This is a genomic window from Curtobacterium sp. MCLR17_032 (genome assembly GCF_003234795.2).
Classification (GTDB): Bacteria; Actinomycetota; Actinomycetes; order Actinomycetales; family Microbacteriaceae; genus Curtobacterium.
Genome location: NZ_CP126268.1, coordinates 3313461 through 3327587, shown reverse-complemented (window position 1 = coordinate 3327587; position 14127 = coordinate 3313461). Strand labels below are relative to the sequence as shown.

Annotated in this window: 13 protein-coding genes; 9 read left to right on the top strand and 4 right to left on the bottom strand. The window is 70.3% G+C overall.

Features of this window, described 5'->3' with window-relative positions; all coding sequences use genetic code 11:
• The first annotated feature begins 12 nt into the window (after window positions 1-12).
• Entirely contained in the window at window positions 13-636 is a 624-nt protein-coding gene (locus DEI97_RS15750; RefSeq protein ID WP_181439148.1) for a DUF4190 domain-containing protein, read from the top strand.
• 124 nt (window positions 637-760) lie between these two features.
• On the opposite strand, the gene DEI97_RS15745 is transcribed toward DEI97_RS15750, so the two are convergent.
• Window positions 761-1963, bottom strand: a complete 1203-nt coding sequence (locus DEI97_RS15745; protein ID WP_111073901.1) for a class I SAM-dependent methyltransferase — start codon at window positions 1961-1963, stop codon at window positions 761-763.
• Window positions 1964-2123: 160 nt separating this feature from the next.
• On the opposite strand from DEI97_RS15745, the gene groES reads away from it, so the two are divergent.
• Window positions 2124-2420, top strand: a complete 297-nt coding sequence (groES, locus tag DEI97_RS15740; protein WP_071292506.1) for a co-chaperone GroES — start codon at window positions 2124-2126, stop codon at window positions 2418-2420.
• Window positions 2421-2527: 107 nt separating this feature from the next.
• Window positions 2528-3481 (top strand): EamA family transporter RarD, encoded by a 954-nt coding sequence (rarD, locus tag DEI97_RS15735; protein ID WP_111073900.1) that lies wholly within the window; start codon window positions 2528-2530, stop codon window positions 3479-3481.
• Window positions 3482-3594: 113 nt separating this feature from the next.
• Here the strand turns inward: rarD and DEI97_RS15730 are convergent, their stop codons facing one another.
• The 3 genes from DEI97_RS15730 to guaB form a co-directional block, all read right to left on the bottom strand.
• Complete coding sequence (locus DEI97_RS15730) at window positions 3595-4932, bottom strand: ABC transporter substrate-binding protein (RefSeq protein ID WP_111073899.1); 1338 nt, start codon at window positions 4930-4932, stop codon at window positions 3595-3597.
• 297 nt (window positions 4933-5229) lie between these two features.
• Window positions 5230-6099, bottom strand: coding sequence for a type IV toxin-antitoxin system AbiEi family antitoxin (locus DEI97_RS15725; protein ID WP_111073898.1), 870 nt, complete (start codon window positions 6097-6099; stop codon window positions 5230-5232).
• Between the two features lie 143 nt (window positions 6100-6242).
• Window positions 6243-7745: an IMP dehydrogenase gene (gene guaB / locus DEI97_RS15720; protein WP_111073897.1), complete on the bottom strand. Its 1503-nt coding sequence runs from the start codon at window positions 7743-7745 to the stop codon at window positions 6243-6245.
• 372 nt (window positions 7746-8117) lie between these two features.
• Here guaB and DEI97_RS15715 point away from each other — a divergent pair, with 372 nt between their 5' ends.
• The 6 genes from DEI97_RS15715 to DEI97_RS15690 all read left to right on the top strand — a co-directional run bounded on the left by DEI97_RS15715 (window position 8118) and on the right by DEI97_RS15690 (window position 14068).
• Window positions 8118-9446 carry a branched-chain amino acid ABC transporter permease gene (locus DEI97_RS15715; protein WP_111073896.1) on the top strand — a complete coding sequence of 443 codons (1329 nt, stop codon included), beginning with the start codon at window positions 8118-8120 and terminating at the stop codon, window positions 9444-9446.
• Between the two features lie 12 nt (window positions 9447-9458).
• Window positions 9459-10445 (top strand): branched-chain amino acid ABC transporter permease, encoded by a 987-nt coding sequence (locus DEI97_RS15710; RefSeq protein WP_111073895.1) that lies wholly within the window; start codon window positions 9459-9461, stop codon window positions 10443-10445.
• Window positions 10438-11397: an ABC transporter ATP-binding protein gene (locus DEI97_RS15705; protein ID WP_111073894.1), complete on the top strand. Its 960-nt coding sequence runs from the start codon at window positions 10438-10440 to the stop codon at window positions 11395-11397. The genes DEI97_RS15710 and DEI97_RS15705 overlap by 8 nt, the downstream gene beginning before the upstream one ends.
• A gap of 149 nt (window positions 11398-11546) precedes the next feature.
• Entirely contained in the window at window positions 11547-12272 is a 726-nt protein-coding gene (locus DEI97_RS15700; protein ID WP_239539992.1) for an ABC transporter ATP-binding protein, read from the top strand.
• A 332-nt stretch (window positions 12273-12604) separates the two neighbouring features.
• Entirely contained in the window at window positions 12605-12853 is a 249-nt protein-coding gene (locus DEI97_RS15695; RefSeq protein ID WP_111073892.1) for a hypothetical protein, read from the top strand.
• Window positions 12854-12949: 96 nt separating this feature from the next.
• The gene (locus DEI97_RS15690; RefSeq protein ID WP_111073891.1) at window positions 12950-14068 is read left to right on the top strand and encodes a GuaB3 family IMP dehydrogenase-related protein; all 1119 of its coding nucleotides are present in this window, start codon (window positions 12950-12952) and stop codon (window positions 14066-14068) included.
• Window positions 14069-14127 lie beyond the last annotated feature (59 nt).

Here is a 14127-nt window from a genome sequence, read left to right as displayed (position 1 = left end):
GGAGGGTGCGACGTGTCCGATCTGAACGACCGATCGAAGCCGGACGAGACGTCCGGACAGGCGCGGCAGGACCCGTACGGGCAGCAGAGTCAGGGCTGGCAGCAGCCGGGGCAGTACGGCCGGCCGCAGCAGCCGGCACCGTACGGCCAGGCGCAGCAGCACGGCCAGCCGCAGCAGCCCGGCCAGGCGCAGCAGTACGGCCAGTACGGTGCCGCTCAGCAGAACCCGTACGGCGCGCACGACCCGTACGCGAAGCAGAACCCGTACGCGGCGCCGCAGTACGGCGCCGGTGATCCCTACCGGGCCAGTACCCACAACCCGTACGCCCCGCGGCCGACCAGCACGCTCGCGATCCTGTCGATCGTCTTCGCCTTCGGCGGCATCGTCCTCGGGCCGCTCCTGATCCTGACGAGCCCGGCCGGCGCGATCATGGGCCACGTCGCCCTCGGTCGCATCAAGCAGACGGGCGAGCAGGGGCGGGGTCTGGCGCTCGCCGGCATCATCGGCGGATGGGTGTTGACCGGCCTCTTCATCCTGCTCGTCATCGCGCTCATCGCGATCATCGCCGCCTCGCCCGGCTCGGTCGGGTCTGAGTGGGACAGCTCCGGCGGTGGTGTCGGGGCGCTCATCGGCTGACCCGGACCGATCCCGCCGCGACGCGCGACGAACGCGCCGCGGGACAGCGCCCGGCGCGCGACACCGCCCGGCGCGCGACACCGCCCGGCGCGCGACGAGCGCGGGACACCGCCCGGCGCTCTGCTCAGCCGGCCACGTCGGTGAGCCGCTCGCACAGGACGGCGGTGTGTCGTCCCTCCAGTCGGGTGAGTACCAGCGTCACGCGACCACGGCCCCGCAGACGCAACCGCTTGCGGAACTCGGCGGGGTCGACGTCGACCCCGCGCTTCTTGATCTCCACGGTCCCGATGTCGTCCGCGGCCAGCCGTGCGGCCAGGCGCTTGACGTCGAGCGGCATCGTGTCGAGCACGCGGAAGCCCTGCGCGAACGGGGTGACGACGGCCTGGTCCGAGGTGACGTACGCGATGCCCTCGGAGAGCATCCGGCCGTCGATCGAGCGGGCGAGGTCCCCGATCAGACGCGCGCGGATGACGGCGCCGTCAGGCTCGTAGAGGTAGTCCCCGAGCGGTCCGACCTCGACGTCCTCGGCGTCGGCGGCGCCGGTCAGCTCGGCGATGCCGTGCGGGCCGACGACGGTCGCCGCCCGGCGGATCCCGGGGCGGGCGAGGGGGCCGAACCACAGGGCGAGTTCGACGACCTCCCGGTCGACGGAGGTCCACTGCGCCTCGGCCGTGTCGGGGATCAGGTCGCGGTCGATGCCCGGGCCGAGCTTCACGCCGGTCGGGGTGGTCGTGGCCGCCGCGAACACGGTGTCGAGCGAGGGTGACCAGTCATCCGGGTCGGCCAGGCGTCGGGTGTCGGAGTGACCGCTGGTCCGCCGGGCCGGGTCCATCCAGACGCCGTCGACGGTGGACAGGTCGAACGCGGCGGCGTCCCCGAGGGTGACCCGGGCGTTCGGCCACGGCGCCAGGTTGTGCGTCGCGACGGCAGCCGTCACCTCGTCGCGGTCGACCGCCGTGACGTCGAGGTCGAGCGCCGCCATCGCGAGCGCGTCCCCGCCGATCCCGCAGCCGAGGTCGGCGACCCGCTGCAGTCCGGCGGCGGCGAAGCGCCCGGCGTGCTGCGCGGCGACCTGCAGCCGGGTGGCCTGCTCGAGGCCCGCCTCGGTGAAGAGCATCCGCGCCGCGAAGTCGCCGAACTTGCCGCGGGCCTTCTGCCGCAGCTTCGCCTGGGTCAGGACCGCCGCCACCAGGGCGGGGTCGTGGCCCTCGGCCCGCAACCGGGAGACCACCCGGACGATCTCGCCACCGTCGGAGACCGAGGGCGTACGGTCGAGCAGGTCCATCCCGGCCGGGGTCAGCAGCTGGGTGAGTTCGGCGGCGTCCATGCCCTGATCCTCCCAGGCGGCGGACACGGCCGTGGCGCACTGGCACTCGGATTGACCGAGTGCCAGTGACGTCCTACAGTTGGGGTTGGCACTCTCCCGAGGGAAGTGCCAACCCGGTTTTCGTCAGTACCGAACACGTACCGAGAAAGAAGAGGTCACCGTGGCCGTCAGCATCAAGCCGCTCGAAGATCGCATCGTCATCCGTCAGGTGGAGGCGGAGCAGACCACCGCGTCCGGTCTGGTCATCCCGGACACCGCGAAGGAGAAGCCCCAGGAGGGCGAGGTCGTCGCCGTGGGCCCGGGTCGCATCGACGACAACGGCAACCGCGTGCCGCTCGACGTCGCTGTCGGCGACAAGGTCATCTACTCGAAGTACGGCGGCACCGAGGTCAAGTACTCGGGCGAGGACCTGCTGGTCCTCTCCGCCCGCGACGTCCTCGCGGTCATCGAGCACTGACACCTGCTCCACGAACGCCCCGTCGGCCTGGCCGGCGGGGCGTTCGTCGTCTGCCGGGAGGCCCGCCACCAGCACCCGACGTCGGCTCGCCTTCCTAGGATGGTTCCGTGAGTGAACCGAGTCCCACGCGCCCGGCGCGCAGCGAGGCATCCGTCGGCGTCGTGCAGGCGCTCGTCGCCTACGGACTCTGGGGCCTGATGCCCCTGCTCTTCGCCGCGATGGCCCCCGCCGGCGCGTTCGAGATCGTGTCGTGGCGGATCGTCTTCGGCCTGGTGTTCTGCGCCGTCGCGATCCTCGCCACCCGCTCCTGGCTGCGGACCCGTGCCCTGCTCGTGCAGCCCCGGGTGATGGGGATCATGGGCATCGCCGCCGGACTCATCCTGGTCAACTGGACCGTGTACGTCGCCGCGACGACCACCGGCCACACCGTCGAAGCGGCCCTCGGGTACTTCATCAACCCGCTCGTCACCATCGCCCTGGGCATCGTGGTGCTCCGCGAGCGCCTGCGTCCGCTGCAGTGGATCGCGGTCGGCATCAGCGTCGTCGCGGTCGTCGTCATCGCGGTCGGCTACGGGCGGATGCCGTGGATCTCCCTGGCGCTCGCGTTCTCGTTCGGGCTCTACGGCCTGGTGAAGAAGCGCGTCGGCGGCACTGTCGACGCCCTGAGCGGGCTGACGATCGAGACCGTGTGGCTGCTGCCGATCGCCGTCGGGGCGCTCGTGGTGCTCGGGGTGACCGGGCTCGCCGGTGGCGTGACGTTCGCGAGTGCGGGCGGCGTGCACGTCCTGATCACGGTGCTGACCGGGCCGGCGACCGCGGTGCCGCTGCTGCTGTTCGCGTCCTCGGCCCGTCGGGTCAGCCTGTCGACGCTCGGGTTGACGCAGTACCTCGCCCCCGTGATGCAGCTGCTCGTCGGGGTGCTCGTGCAGCACGAGGCGATGTCGCCCTCGCGGTGGGTCGGCTTCGGCGTGGTGTGGTTCGCGCTGGTGCTGCTCACGATCGACTCGTTCACCGCTGCGCGGCGGAGTGCCCGACGTGTCCCCGTGCCGGAGCCGGCCTGAACTGACGGGGGCGGGGCGGGCCTCCCGTCCGTCCCCTGTCCGGCCGGTGCCGGGTGCACGCGAACGGCCCCCGGCAGCTGCTGCTGCCGGGGGCCGTCGTGGTGCTGGTGCGGTTACTTCGAGACCGAGCCCTGGATGGCGCTCTGGTAGACCGGCTTGTTGTCCTTGTCGAACTTGTAGATGCCGATGTAGGCGCTCGACGGGTCGTTCTTCTTGTCGAACGGGCCGATGCCGGACGGGCCGGTGTAGTGGATGTCCTTCCCACTGTCCAGCAGGGCCTTGCAGTCCTTGAACGTCGAGCACTCGGTGCCACCGTCAGCGCCGGACACCGCAGCCATGTTGGCCTGGATGGTGCCGGAGTCGGTGCCCTTGCCCTTCACCGCGGCGAGGGCGGCGAGGGTCGTGGCGTCGTAGGACTCAGCCGCGTACGAGAAGTCCGCGAGGTCCTTGCCGGAGGACTTCTTGTAGAACGCGACCAGACGCTGCTTCAGCTCGTCCTTCGGGCTGGCACCGGGGATGGTGCCCTGGGCGCCGTCGAGGGTGCCCTTGTCGAAGTCCTTCGAGTAGTCCGCGGTGTTGCCGTCGGACATGTAGATCTTCGCCTTGTTCCCCTGCGAGACGAGCTCGGGGATGATCGACTTCGTCTCGTCGAAGGCCAGGACGACGATCGCGTCGGGCTTCGTGGCGAGTGCCGCGGTCACCTCGGACGAGAACGTGGTCTGTCCGGGCGGGAACTCCTGGCCCTTGCCCTTGGCGCCGTAGACGACCTGGCCGCCGGCGGCCTCGACTGCCTGCTGGACGGAGTTGCGGAGACCGGTGCCGTAGGTGTCGTTGAAGACCAGGAACGCGACCTTGGCGTTGCCGTCACCCGTGATGAGCTGGCCGAGCGCCGAGCCCTGCACGGAGTCCGGCGGAGCGGTGCGGTAGTAGTGCGACGAGTAGCCGGACAGGTCGGTCGCCGTGTTGGCCGGCGAGATCTGCACCATGCAGTTGCTCGTGAGCTGGTCGATCACGTTGAGCGTGACGGACGAGGACTCGGCGCCGATGACGACCGGGACCTTGGCGTTGACGAGCTTCGTCGCGGCCGAGCTCGACACGGTCATGTCGTTGCTGTCGCCGGAGTCGGTGGCGGGGTCGATCGTGACGTCCTTGTCGAGCACGCCACCAGCGGAGTTGATGTCCTCGACCGCCAGGCCGACGCCGGACTCGGCGGGCGGGTTCAGGTAGGCGAGCGACCCGGTCAGCGGCAGGATCGTGCCGATCTTCAGGGGGTCGGTGCCGGGCGACGAGGGGGCCTGGCAGCTCGCGGCCGGGTCCTTCTTGGCACCGCCGGCCGAGGCCGACTCGGAGGAGCCGCCACCGGCGTTGCTCGAGGTGGAACAGGCGGCGAGGAGCACCGCTGCAGCTCCCGCCAGTGCCAGCGCCGTGGTGGCGCGGGTGGTTCTGATCATCCGTGGAACCCTTTCTCTGCGCGGAGGCCCCACCGCATCGGGTCGAGCGCGGCGTCTCCGCGTGGGATGTGGAGAAAACTAGGGTCGATGTGTTTCGCCCGTGTGACGGAAGTGCACACCTGGGTGTTTCGTTACAGAGCCGTGACACTTCTGAACGGCCTCACCGGAACCCCTGGTCAGGAGTCCGTCCGGACGGTCTCCACCTCGCAAAACGCAACGTTGGCGCCTTCTCGCACCGGTATTCCGCTGCGCGTCGTCGCCGGGGTTGTGTTTTGCGAGCCGGCCAGCCCGCCGCGCTCACGGGCCGGTCGGGAGGCCCGCCCCCCGCAGCAACGCCTGCAACCGACCCGGGGTGCGGACCTCCACCCATCCCCAGCGGACGACCGTGCGGACATCGTGCCGGAGGAGCAGCGCCGACTGCCGGGCCTTCTCGTCCCGGACGGTCCCGGGCTCGTCGTACTTCGCCATCCCGTCGAACTCCCCGACGACGCCGTACCGCGGCCACCAGAAGTCCGCTCGGAACCGCCCGAAGGACTGCTGCAGTACCGGCGGAGTGAAGCCGTCCTCATCGAGTCGGACACGACTGACCGACTCGCCCGGGGACTCGGCGCGCGGGTCGGCGAACCGCAGTGCTCGACGTGCCCGTGTGATGCCCCGAGGCGTGGGCCAGTCCGCGAGGGCGCGTCGCAGGGTGTCGACGTCGAGCAAGCCCGCGTGTAGGACGTGGTCGAGCACCGCGACTGCGTTCTCGTACGACGTGCTGCGCGCCAGGTCGACCACGGTGCGCAGGAGCGAGGTGACCCGGCGTCCGTCGACGGTCGACACGGCAGCGGACTCGAGGGGAGCGGCGTGCCGCACGACCCGGCGGCCGGAGTGCGTCGTGCCGATCAGGGCATCGGTCACGTGCACCCGTGGGTCCGGCCGGTCGACGTCCGGCAGACCCCAGAGCAGGCCGGCGGAGCGGTGGGACAGCACACGCCACTCGCCCACGGTGGTGACCACAGCCTCCAGCACGAGCCGCTGGCGTTCCCGGACGGACATGCGCTCCCACTCGGCGGCGTCGACGGCGACACCGTGCGTGACGCGGGCGAGTTCGCCCCGGCGGATGCGGTGTTGCGACTGCCGGTCGTCGGAGCGGAGCAGCAGGAAGCGTGGTTGTTCGTCCATCCCCCTACAGTGCGAGCGGACCGGACGGCGCGACGCCCGTCGGCGAGATCTGTGGAGAGTGGACCCGCGGAACGCAACGTGGGCGGCACCTCGCAGCGGAATACCGCTGCGGAGCACCGCCCACGTTGCGTTTTGCGGAAAGGCTAGCCGCGGTAGTTCGGGGCCTCGACGACCATCTGGATGTCGTGCGGGTGCGACTCCTTCAGCCCGGCCGCGGTGATGCGGACGAACTTGCCCCGCGCCTTGAGCTCCGGGATCGTCCGACCGCCGACGTAGAACATCGACTGCCGCAGCCCGCCGACGAGCTGGTACACGACGTTGCCGACCGAGCCGCGGTAGGGGACCTGACCCTCGATGCCCTCGGGGATGAGCTTCTCGTCGGAGGGCACGTCCGCCTGGAAGTAGCGGTCCTTCGAGTACGAGGTCTTCTTGCCGCGGGTCTGCAGCGCGCCGAGGGAACCCATCCCGCGGTACGCCTTGAACTGCTTGCCACCGACGAACACGAGCTCGCCCGGGGACTCGTCGGACCCGGCCAGCAGCGAGCCGAGCATGACGGTGTCCGCACCGGCGACCAGGGCCTTGGCGATGTCGCCCGAGTACTGCAGGCCACCGTCGGCGATGATCGGGACGCCGGCCTCCCGCGCGGCGAGCGACGCCTCGTACACGGCGGTCACCTGCGGCACGCCGACACCGGCGACGACGCGGGTGGTGCAGATCGAGCCCGGACCGACGCCGACCTTGACGGCGTCCACCCCCGCGTCGATGAGCGCCTGCGCCCCGGAGCGGGTCGCGACGTTGCCGCCGATGACGTCGATCGCGTCGAAGGACCGGTCGGCCTTGAGGCGACGGACCATGTCGAGCACGCCTTCGCTCTCGCCGTTCGCGGTGTCGACCACGAGCACGTCGACCCCCGCGTCACGCAGTGCCTCGGCACGCTGCCAGGCGTCGCCGAAGAACCCGATCGCCGCGCCGACACGTAGGCGGCCCTCGTCGTCCTTCGTGGCGTCCGGGTACTTCTCGCTCTTGTCGAAGTCCTTGACGGTGATGAGCCCGCGGAGCTTGCCCGCCGGGTCGACCAGCGGCAGCTTCTCGATCTTGTGCTGCGCGAAGATCGCGATCGCCTCTTCGGGGTCGATGCCCTCCGGAGCGGTGATCAGCGGCGCCTTCGTCATGACGTCACGCACCAGCGTCGTGGCCATCTCGAACGGGGCGACGAACCGCATGTCCCGGTTCGTGATGATGCCGACGAGCGTGCCGTCGGACTCGACGACCGGCAGGCCGGAGACGCGGAACTGCCCACAGAGCGCGTCGACCTCGGCCACGGTGGCGTCCGGTGTGGTGGTCACCGGGTTGGTGATCATGCCCGACTCGGAGCGCTTGACCTTGTCGACGTAGGCCGCCTGGTCCGCGATCGAGAGGTTGCGGTGCAGGATCCCGATGCCGCCCTGCCGCGCCATGGCGATGGCCATGCGGGACTCGGTGACGGTGTCCATGGCCGCGGAGAGCAGCGGCACGTTGACCGAGATCCGCTTGGTGAGCCGGGACGCGGTGGACGCCTCGCTCGGGATGACGTCGGTGTGCCCCGGCAGGAGCATGACGTCGTCGTACGTGAGTCCGATGAATCCGAACGGATCCGGCTGGTCCATGGGTCCCCTTCGTGGGCGTGCGTGTGAAGTGGTCGAGACACCGGGAACGCTGCGGTGGGCTCCGGATAGGACATGGTAACGCGCGGGCTGCGCGCGCCATTCCGGGGCTCCGGCCCCTCCGGAAGTCGCTGTACCGGCCAGACGGGAGGCTCGTCTCCGGAATGCAAATCGACGCGCCTGTGCAACATCACGGTTCCGGCACGATTTGTGCAGGGAACGTGCCGGAAACACGGGGGACACAAAAAATCCCTATGGTCCTCGACTATCCGAACGAGAGGCTCATCCGTGGGTTCCATCACTCCGCCGGGGTCAGTGCTCGCGCACCGATTCCGCCGCGGGGCACCAGGCCGCCGTCGCCTGGTCCTCGCCGCCGTGCTCTTCCTCGCCTTCCTCGCCACCTTCGCGGTCGACTGGGCTCTCGCTCCCGTCGCCGGTGCAGCGACCAGCAGCCCGACCTCCAGCAGCGCACCCGCGAGCACCGGGCCCTGCGTCGTCAGCACCTCGAACGGCTGCATCCAGGGCACCATCCTCGACTCCGACCGGAAGCCTACCGAGGGCGTCGCCGTCGCGGTCACCGGACCCGGCTCGTTCACCGGCTCCTCGACCACGAACGCCGACGGACGCTGGTCCGTCAGCATCCCCGCCGCCGGCGCCTACACGGTCAAGGTCGACCAGGACTCGCTGCCGAAGGGGCAGTACCTGACCGACGCGAAGGACGCCGCCCGCACGGTCCAGGGCAACGTCAACGCCAACGCCGGCACGATCTTCCAGCTCTCCGACCAGGAGGGTGCGACGACCTCCACCGCCGCCACGAGCGTCACGGCCGCCCGGTTCTGGCAGCAGTTCGCCTCCGGCATCCGCCTGGGCCTGCTCATCGCCCTCGCCTCGATCGGCCTCTCGCTGATCTACGGCACGACCGGGCTGTCGAGCTTCTCGCACGGCGAGCAGGTCACCCTCGGCGGGCTCCTGGCCTACGTCTTCGCGAACCAGCTCGGATGGAACATCTGGCTCGCCGGGATCGTGACCGTGCTGCTCTGCGCCGCCTCCGGGTACCTGCAGGACGCCGGCATCTGGAAGCCGCTCCGGAAGCGTCGGATCAGCCTCACGCAGCTGATGATCGTGACGATCGGCCTCTCGATCGCCGCCCAGTACGCCTTCCAGTACTTCTTCGGCGCCGCGACCGTCCGCATCCAGCAGGGCAACCCCGAGACGGTGACCTTCGCCGGCATCACCCTCACGGTGCAGTCCTACGTCGCGATGGGCATCGCGCTCGTGGTCCTCATCGGCACCGGGCTCTTCCTGGCGAAGACCCGCTTCGGCCGTGCCACCCGAGCCGTGTCCGACAACCCGGCGCTCGCCGCGGCCTCGGGCATCGACGTCGACCGCGTGATCCGCTTCGTGTGGACGCTCGCCGCGGGCCTCGCCGGGCTCTCCGGTGTGATGCTCGGCCTCGTGCTCAACGGCGTGAACTGGCAGACCGGTCTGCAGCTCCTGCTCCTGATGTTCGCCTCGGTCACGCTCGGCGGGCTCGGGACGGCCTACGGCGCCCTCGTCGGCTCGATGATCATCGGCATCGTCGTGGAATTGACCAACCTGGTGCTGCCTGGCGACTTCAAGTACGCCACCGCACTCGTCATCCTCATCCTCATCCTGCTGTTCCGTCCGCAGGGCATCTTCGGCCGTGCCGAGCGGATCGGTTAAGGGAGCACCCGCATGGACTACATCCTCCAACTCCTCAGCTCCCTGACGCAGGAAGCACTCGCCCCGACGACCGCGGCGTTCGCCCTCGCCGCGATCGGCCTCAACGTCCACTTCGGCCTCACCGGCCTGGTCAACATGGGCCAGGCTGCGTTCCTGCTGCTCGGCGCCTACGGCTTCGCGATCTCGATCACGAACGGGCTGCCCTTCGGCATGGCCGTGCTCGTGGCCTTGGCCATCTCGATCGTGTTCGCGGTGATCCTCGGCATCCCGACCCTGCGGTTGCGCGGGGACTACCTGGCGATCGTCACGATCTCCGGCGCCGAGATCATCCGCATGGTCGGCCGGTCGAGTCTGCTGACGGACACCACCGGTGGCTCGAACGGCATCACCGGCTCCAGCTACCGCGACCCGTTCAACGCCCTGAGCTTCCTGCCCGACGGCACCACGACGATCCTCTGGTTCAGCTACTCGAACAACGGCGTCAACGGCTGGTGGATCCGCATCGTCGGTTGGGGCCTCGTCGCCCTGTTCACCCTCGTGCTGTTCCTGCTCATGCGCAGCCCCTGGGGTCGTGTCGTGAAGGCGATCCGCGAGGACGAGGACGCCGTCCGCTCCCTCGGCAAGAACGTCTACTCGTACAAGATGCAGGCGCTCGTCTTCGGTGGCGCGCTCGGTGCTCTGGGCGGCATCATCTACGTCCTGCCGAGTTCGGTACAACCGGACGCCATGGGCCGCTCGATGACGTTCTTCATCTGGACGGCGCTCATCCTCGGTGGTGCCGCGACCGTGTTCGGCCCGGTGCTCGGGTCGATCCTGTTCTTCGTCCTCCGGCTGTTCATCCGCACCATCGCGGGTGACTTCATCCCGAACTCGATCATGAACGCCCAGCAGGCCGAGCAGTTCTCCTACGTGCTCGTCGGCGTCGCGCTCATGCTCCTCATCGTCTTCCGCCCGCAGGGACTCCTCGGGAACAAGAAGGAGCTGACGTTCAGTGTCTGAACCGACCACCACCCCCGGCGTCCCCACCGCCCTCACCGCGGTGCAGCACGCTCCGGGCTCCCCGAAGCCCGACGCGATCCTGACGGTCGACAACATCACCCGGCGCTTCGGCGGCATGACCGCCGTCGACGTCGGCCACCTCGAGGTGCAGCGCGGCGCCATCACGGCCCTCATCGGTCCGAACGGTGCCGGCAAGACCACGTTCTTCAACCTGCTCACCGGCTTCGACAAGCCGTCGAGCGGCAAGGAGGCGCGGTGGCAGTTCAACGGGAAGACGCTCGGCAACACCGGGGCGGCGAAGGTCGCCCGGGCCGGCATGGTCCGCACCTTCCAGCTGACCAAGGCGCTGTCCCGCCTGACCGTGATGCAGAACATGCTGCTCGGCGCGAAGGACCAGCCGGGGGAGAACTTCTTCGCCGCGCTGATCAGCCCGGTGTGGAGGAAGCGCGAGCAGGAGATCACGGCGAAGGCCGAGGACCTGCTCGACCGCTTCAAGCTGCTCGAGAAGAAGGACGACTACGCCGGATCGCTCTCCGGCGGGCAGCGGAAGCTCCTCGAGATGGCCCGCGCACTGATGTCCGACCCGACGATGATCATGCTCGACGAGCCGATGGCCGGCGTGAACCCGGCGCTGACCCAGTCGCTGCTCGGGCACATCCAGTCCCTCCGCGACGACGGCATGACCGTGCTGTTCGTCGAGCACGACATGCACATGGTCCGGCACATCTCGGACTGGGTGGTCGTGATGGCCGAGGGCAAGGTCGTCGCCGAGGGCCCGGCCGCCACGGTGATGGACGACCAGGCCGTCATCGACGCCTACCTGGGCGCGCACCACGACACCGACCTGGGTGACGACTCGCTCCTCAACGAGGAGACCTACGAGGAACTCGCCGACGAGGTCGCAGAAGAGGACGCGGCGGACACCGCCGACGAAGGGAAGGCGACCCGATGACGGACGCGACGAACGGCACCGGCGCGGACCGGGCCTCCAGTCCGGAGCCGGCGGCCGTGGCCGCCACCTCGGCCGACACGACGCCCGGCAGCCCGACCCCGCGTGCCGCGCCCGGTGGCGCGACCGCCGTGCAGGACCGCGAGCCGGTGATGCGGGCCGACAACGTGGTCGCCGGGTACCTGCCGGGCGTCAACATCCTCAACGGCTGCGACCTGGTCTGCTACCCGGGCGAGCTCATCGGCATCATCGGCCCGAACGGTGCCGGCAAGTCGACGCTCCTCAAGGCGCTGTTCGGTCTCGTCAACGTCCGCGAGGGCGCCGTGACGCTGCAGGGTGAGGACATCACGAACCTCAAGGCGAACAAGCTCGTGCAGGCCGGCGTCGGCTTCGTCCCGCAGACGAACAACGTCTTCCCCTCACTCTCCATCGAGGAGAACCTGCAGATGGGGCTGTACCTGCGGCCGAAGAAGTTCAGCGAGCGGCTCGAGGTCATCTACGACCTGTTCCCCGTCCTCGGACAGCGCAAGGGCCAGCGTGCCGGGTCGCTCTCCGGTGGTGAGCGACAGTCGGTCGCGATGGCCCGTGCGCTGATGATGGACCCGAAGGTGCTGCTGCTCGACGAGCCGAGCGCCGGACTGTCGCCGGTGCGGCAGGACGAGACGTTCATCCGCACCCGCCGCATCAACAAGGCCGGCGTCTCCGTGATCATGGTCGAGCAGAACGCCCGCCGCTGCCTGCAGATCTGCGACCGCGGCTACGTCCTCGACCAGGGGCGGAACGCGTACTCGGGCACCGGGAAGGAGCTGGCCGACGACCCCAAGGTCATCGAGCTCTACCTCGGGACGCTCGCCAAGGACGTCGACGCCACCAAGTAGGGCGTCGACACCGCGGGTGCCGCTGTGGGGGCAGCACCCGCGACCGGTGGGGCCGTGCAGGCTGCGCATGCGCGCCGCACGGCCCCGCTCTCGTTCCCGCCGCCGCCGTCGCCGAGATGAGACGCCGCCGTCGCGCCGAGACGCCGCCGTCGTGCCGAGACGCCGCGGTCGCGTCGAGACGCCGCAGGATCCGGCGGCGTCTCGCGCACTCGGCGGTGCCGCGCGCAGACGGGGGCGTCGTTGGGGACGCGCGCCGGGCCTCCTGTACGTCGCGTCCCCGCCGTCCGGCCGGGAGGCCCGCCCCACCCCTGCCGGTCGGGTACCGTTCCAGCGTGCAACGCTTCGCGGACCGCGCGATGGACGCCCTGGTGTGGGTGGTGTTCGTCGTCCTCTTCATCGGTGCGGCCCTGCTCGTGAAGGTCGCGGCCGCGCTGCTCGTCGTGCTCGTGGTGCTGGCACTGCTGCTGGGGCTGACGCTCCGGGTGCTGCGCCGGACGCGGTCGACCCGTGGCCCGCGGTCGCCCCGTGGCCCGCGGACGCCCCGTGGCCCGCGGACGCCCGGGGGTCGCGGCCCGCGCTGATCCGCTCCACTGCTGCGACCCGCGCTGGTCCGCCCCGCTGCACGCGCGGACCGTCCAGCCGTGCCACCCGCACAGCCCGCCCGGTAGGGTTGCCGGGTGAGCGAAGTCGAGATCGGTGCAGGCAAGCGCGGACGTCGGGCGTACGCGTTCGACGACATCGCGGTGGTCCCCTCCAGGCGGACGCGTGACCCGCGCGACGTCAGCGTCCAGTGGTCGATCGACGCGTTCACCTTCGAGTCGCCGATCCTGTCGGCACCGATGGACTCCGTCGCCTCGCCCGCGACCGTCATCGAGATGGGCCGTCTCGGCGTCCTCGGGGTCCTGGACCTCGAGGGCCTCTGGACCCGCTACGAGGACCCGGAGCCGTACCTGGCCGAGATCCGCACGCTGACCGACGGCAACGTCACGAAGCGCATGCAGGAGATCTACGCCGAGCCGGTCAAGGCCGAGCTGATCACCCGTCGCCTGGCCGAGATCCGCGCCGCCGGTGTGCCGGTCGCCGGCTCGCTCAGCCCGCAGCGCACCGCCGAGTTCTCGCAGACCGTCGTCGACGCCGGGGTCGACCTGTTCGTCATCCGCGGCACCACGGTCAGCGCCGAGCACGTGTCGCAGAACCAGGCGCCCCTCAACCTCAAGAAGTTCATCTACGAGCTCGACGTCCCCGTGATCGTCGGCGGTGCCTCCACCTACACGGCGGCGCTGCACCTCATGCGCACCGGCGCCGCGGGCGTGCTCGTCGGCTTCGGCGGCGGCGCGGCCTCCACGACCCGTGCGGCGCTCGGCATCCACGCCCCGATGGCGACCGCCGTCGCGGACGTCGCCGGTGCCCGCCGCGACTACATGGACGAGTCCGGCGGCCGGTACGTGCACGTCATCGCGGACGGCGGTCTCGACACCGCCGGCGACGTCGTCAAGGCGATCGCGATGGGTGCCGACGCGGTCATGCTCGGCACCGCCCTGGCCCGTGCGCAGGAAGCGCCCGGCGGCGGCTTCCACTGGGGTGCCGAGGCGCACCACCCGGAGCTGCCCCGCGGCCGTCGGGTCGAGGTCGGCACCATCGGCTCGCTCGAGAGCATCCTGTTCGGCCCGACCCCGTCGTGGGACGGCCGCGCCAACCTCGTCGGTGCCCTCCGTCGCTCGATGGCGACCACCGGATACTCCGACGTCAAGGAGTTCCAGCGAGTAGAAGTGGTCGTGGCGCCGTACCACCGCTGACGGCGGTGCGCCCGCGGAGGTCCTGCGGGTGTCGCTCCGGTGCCGATCGGCGACGGAGG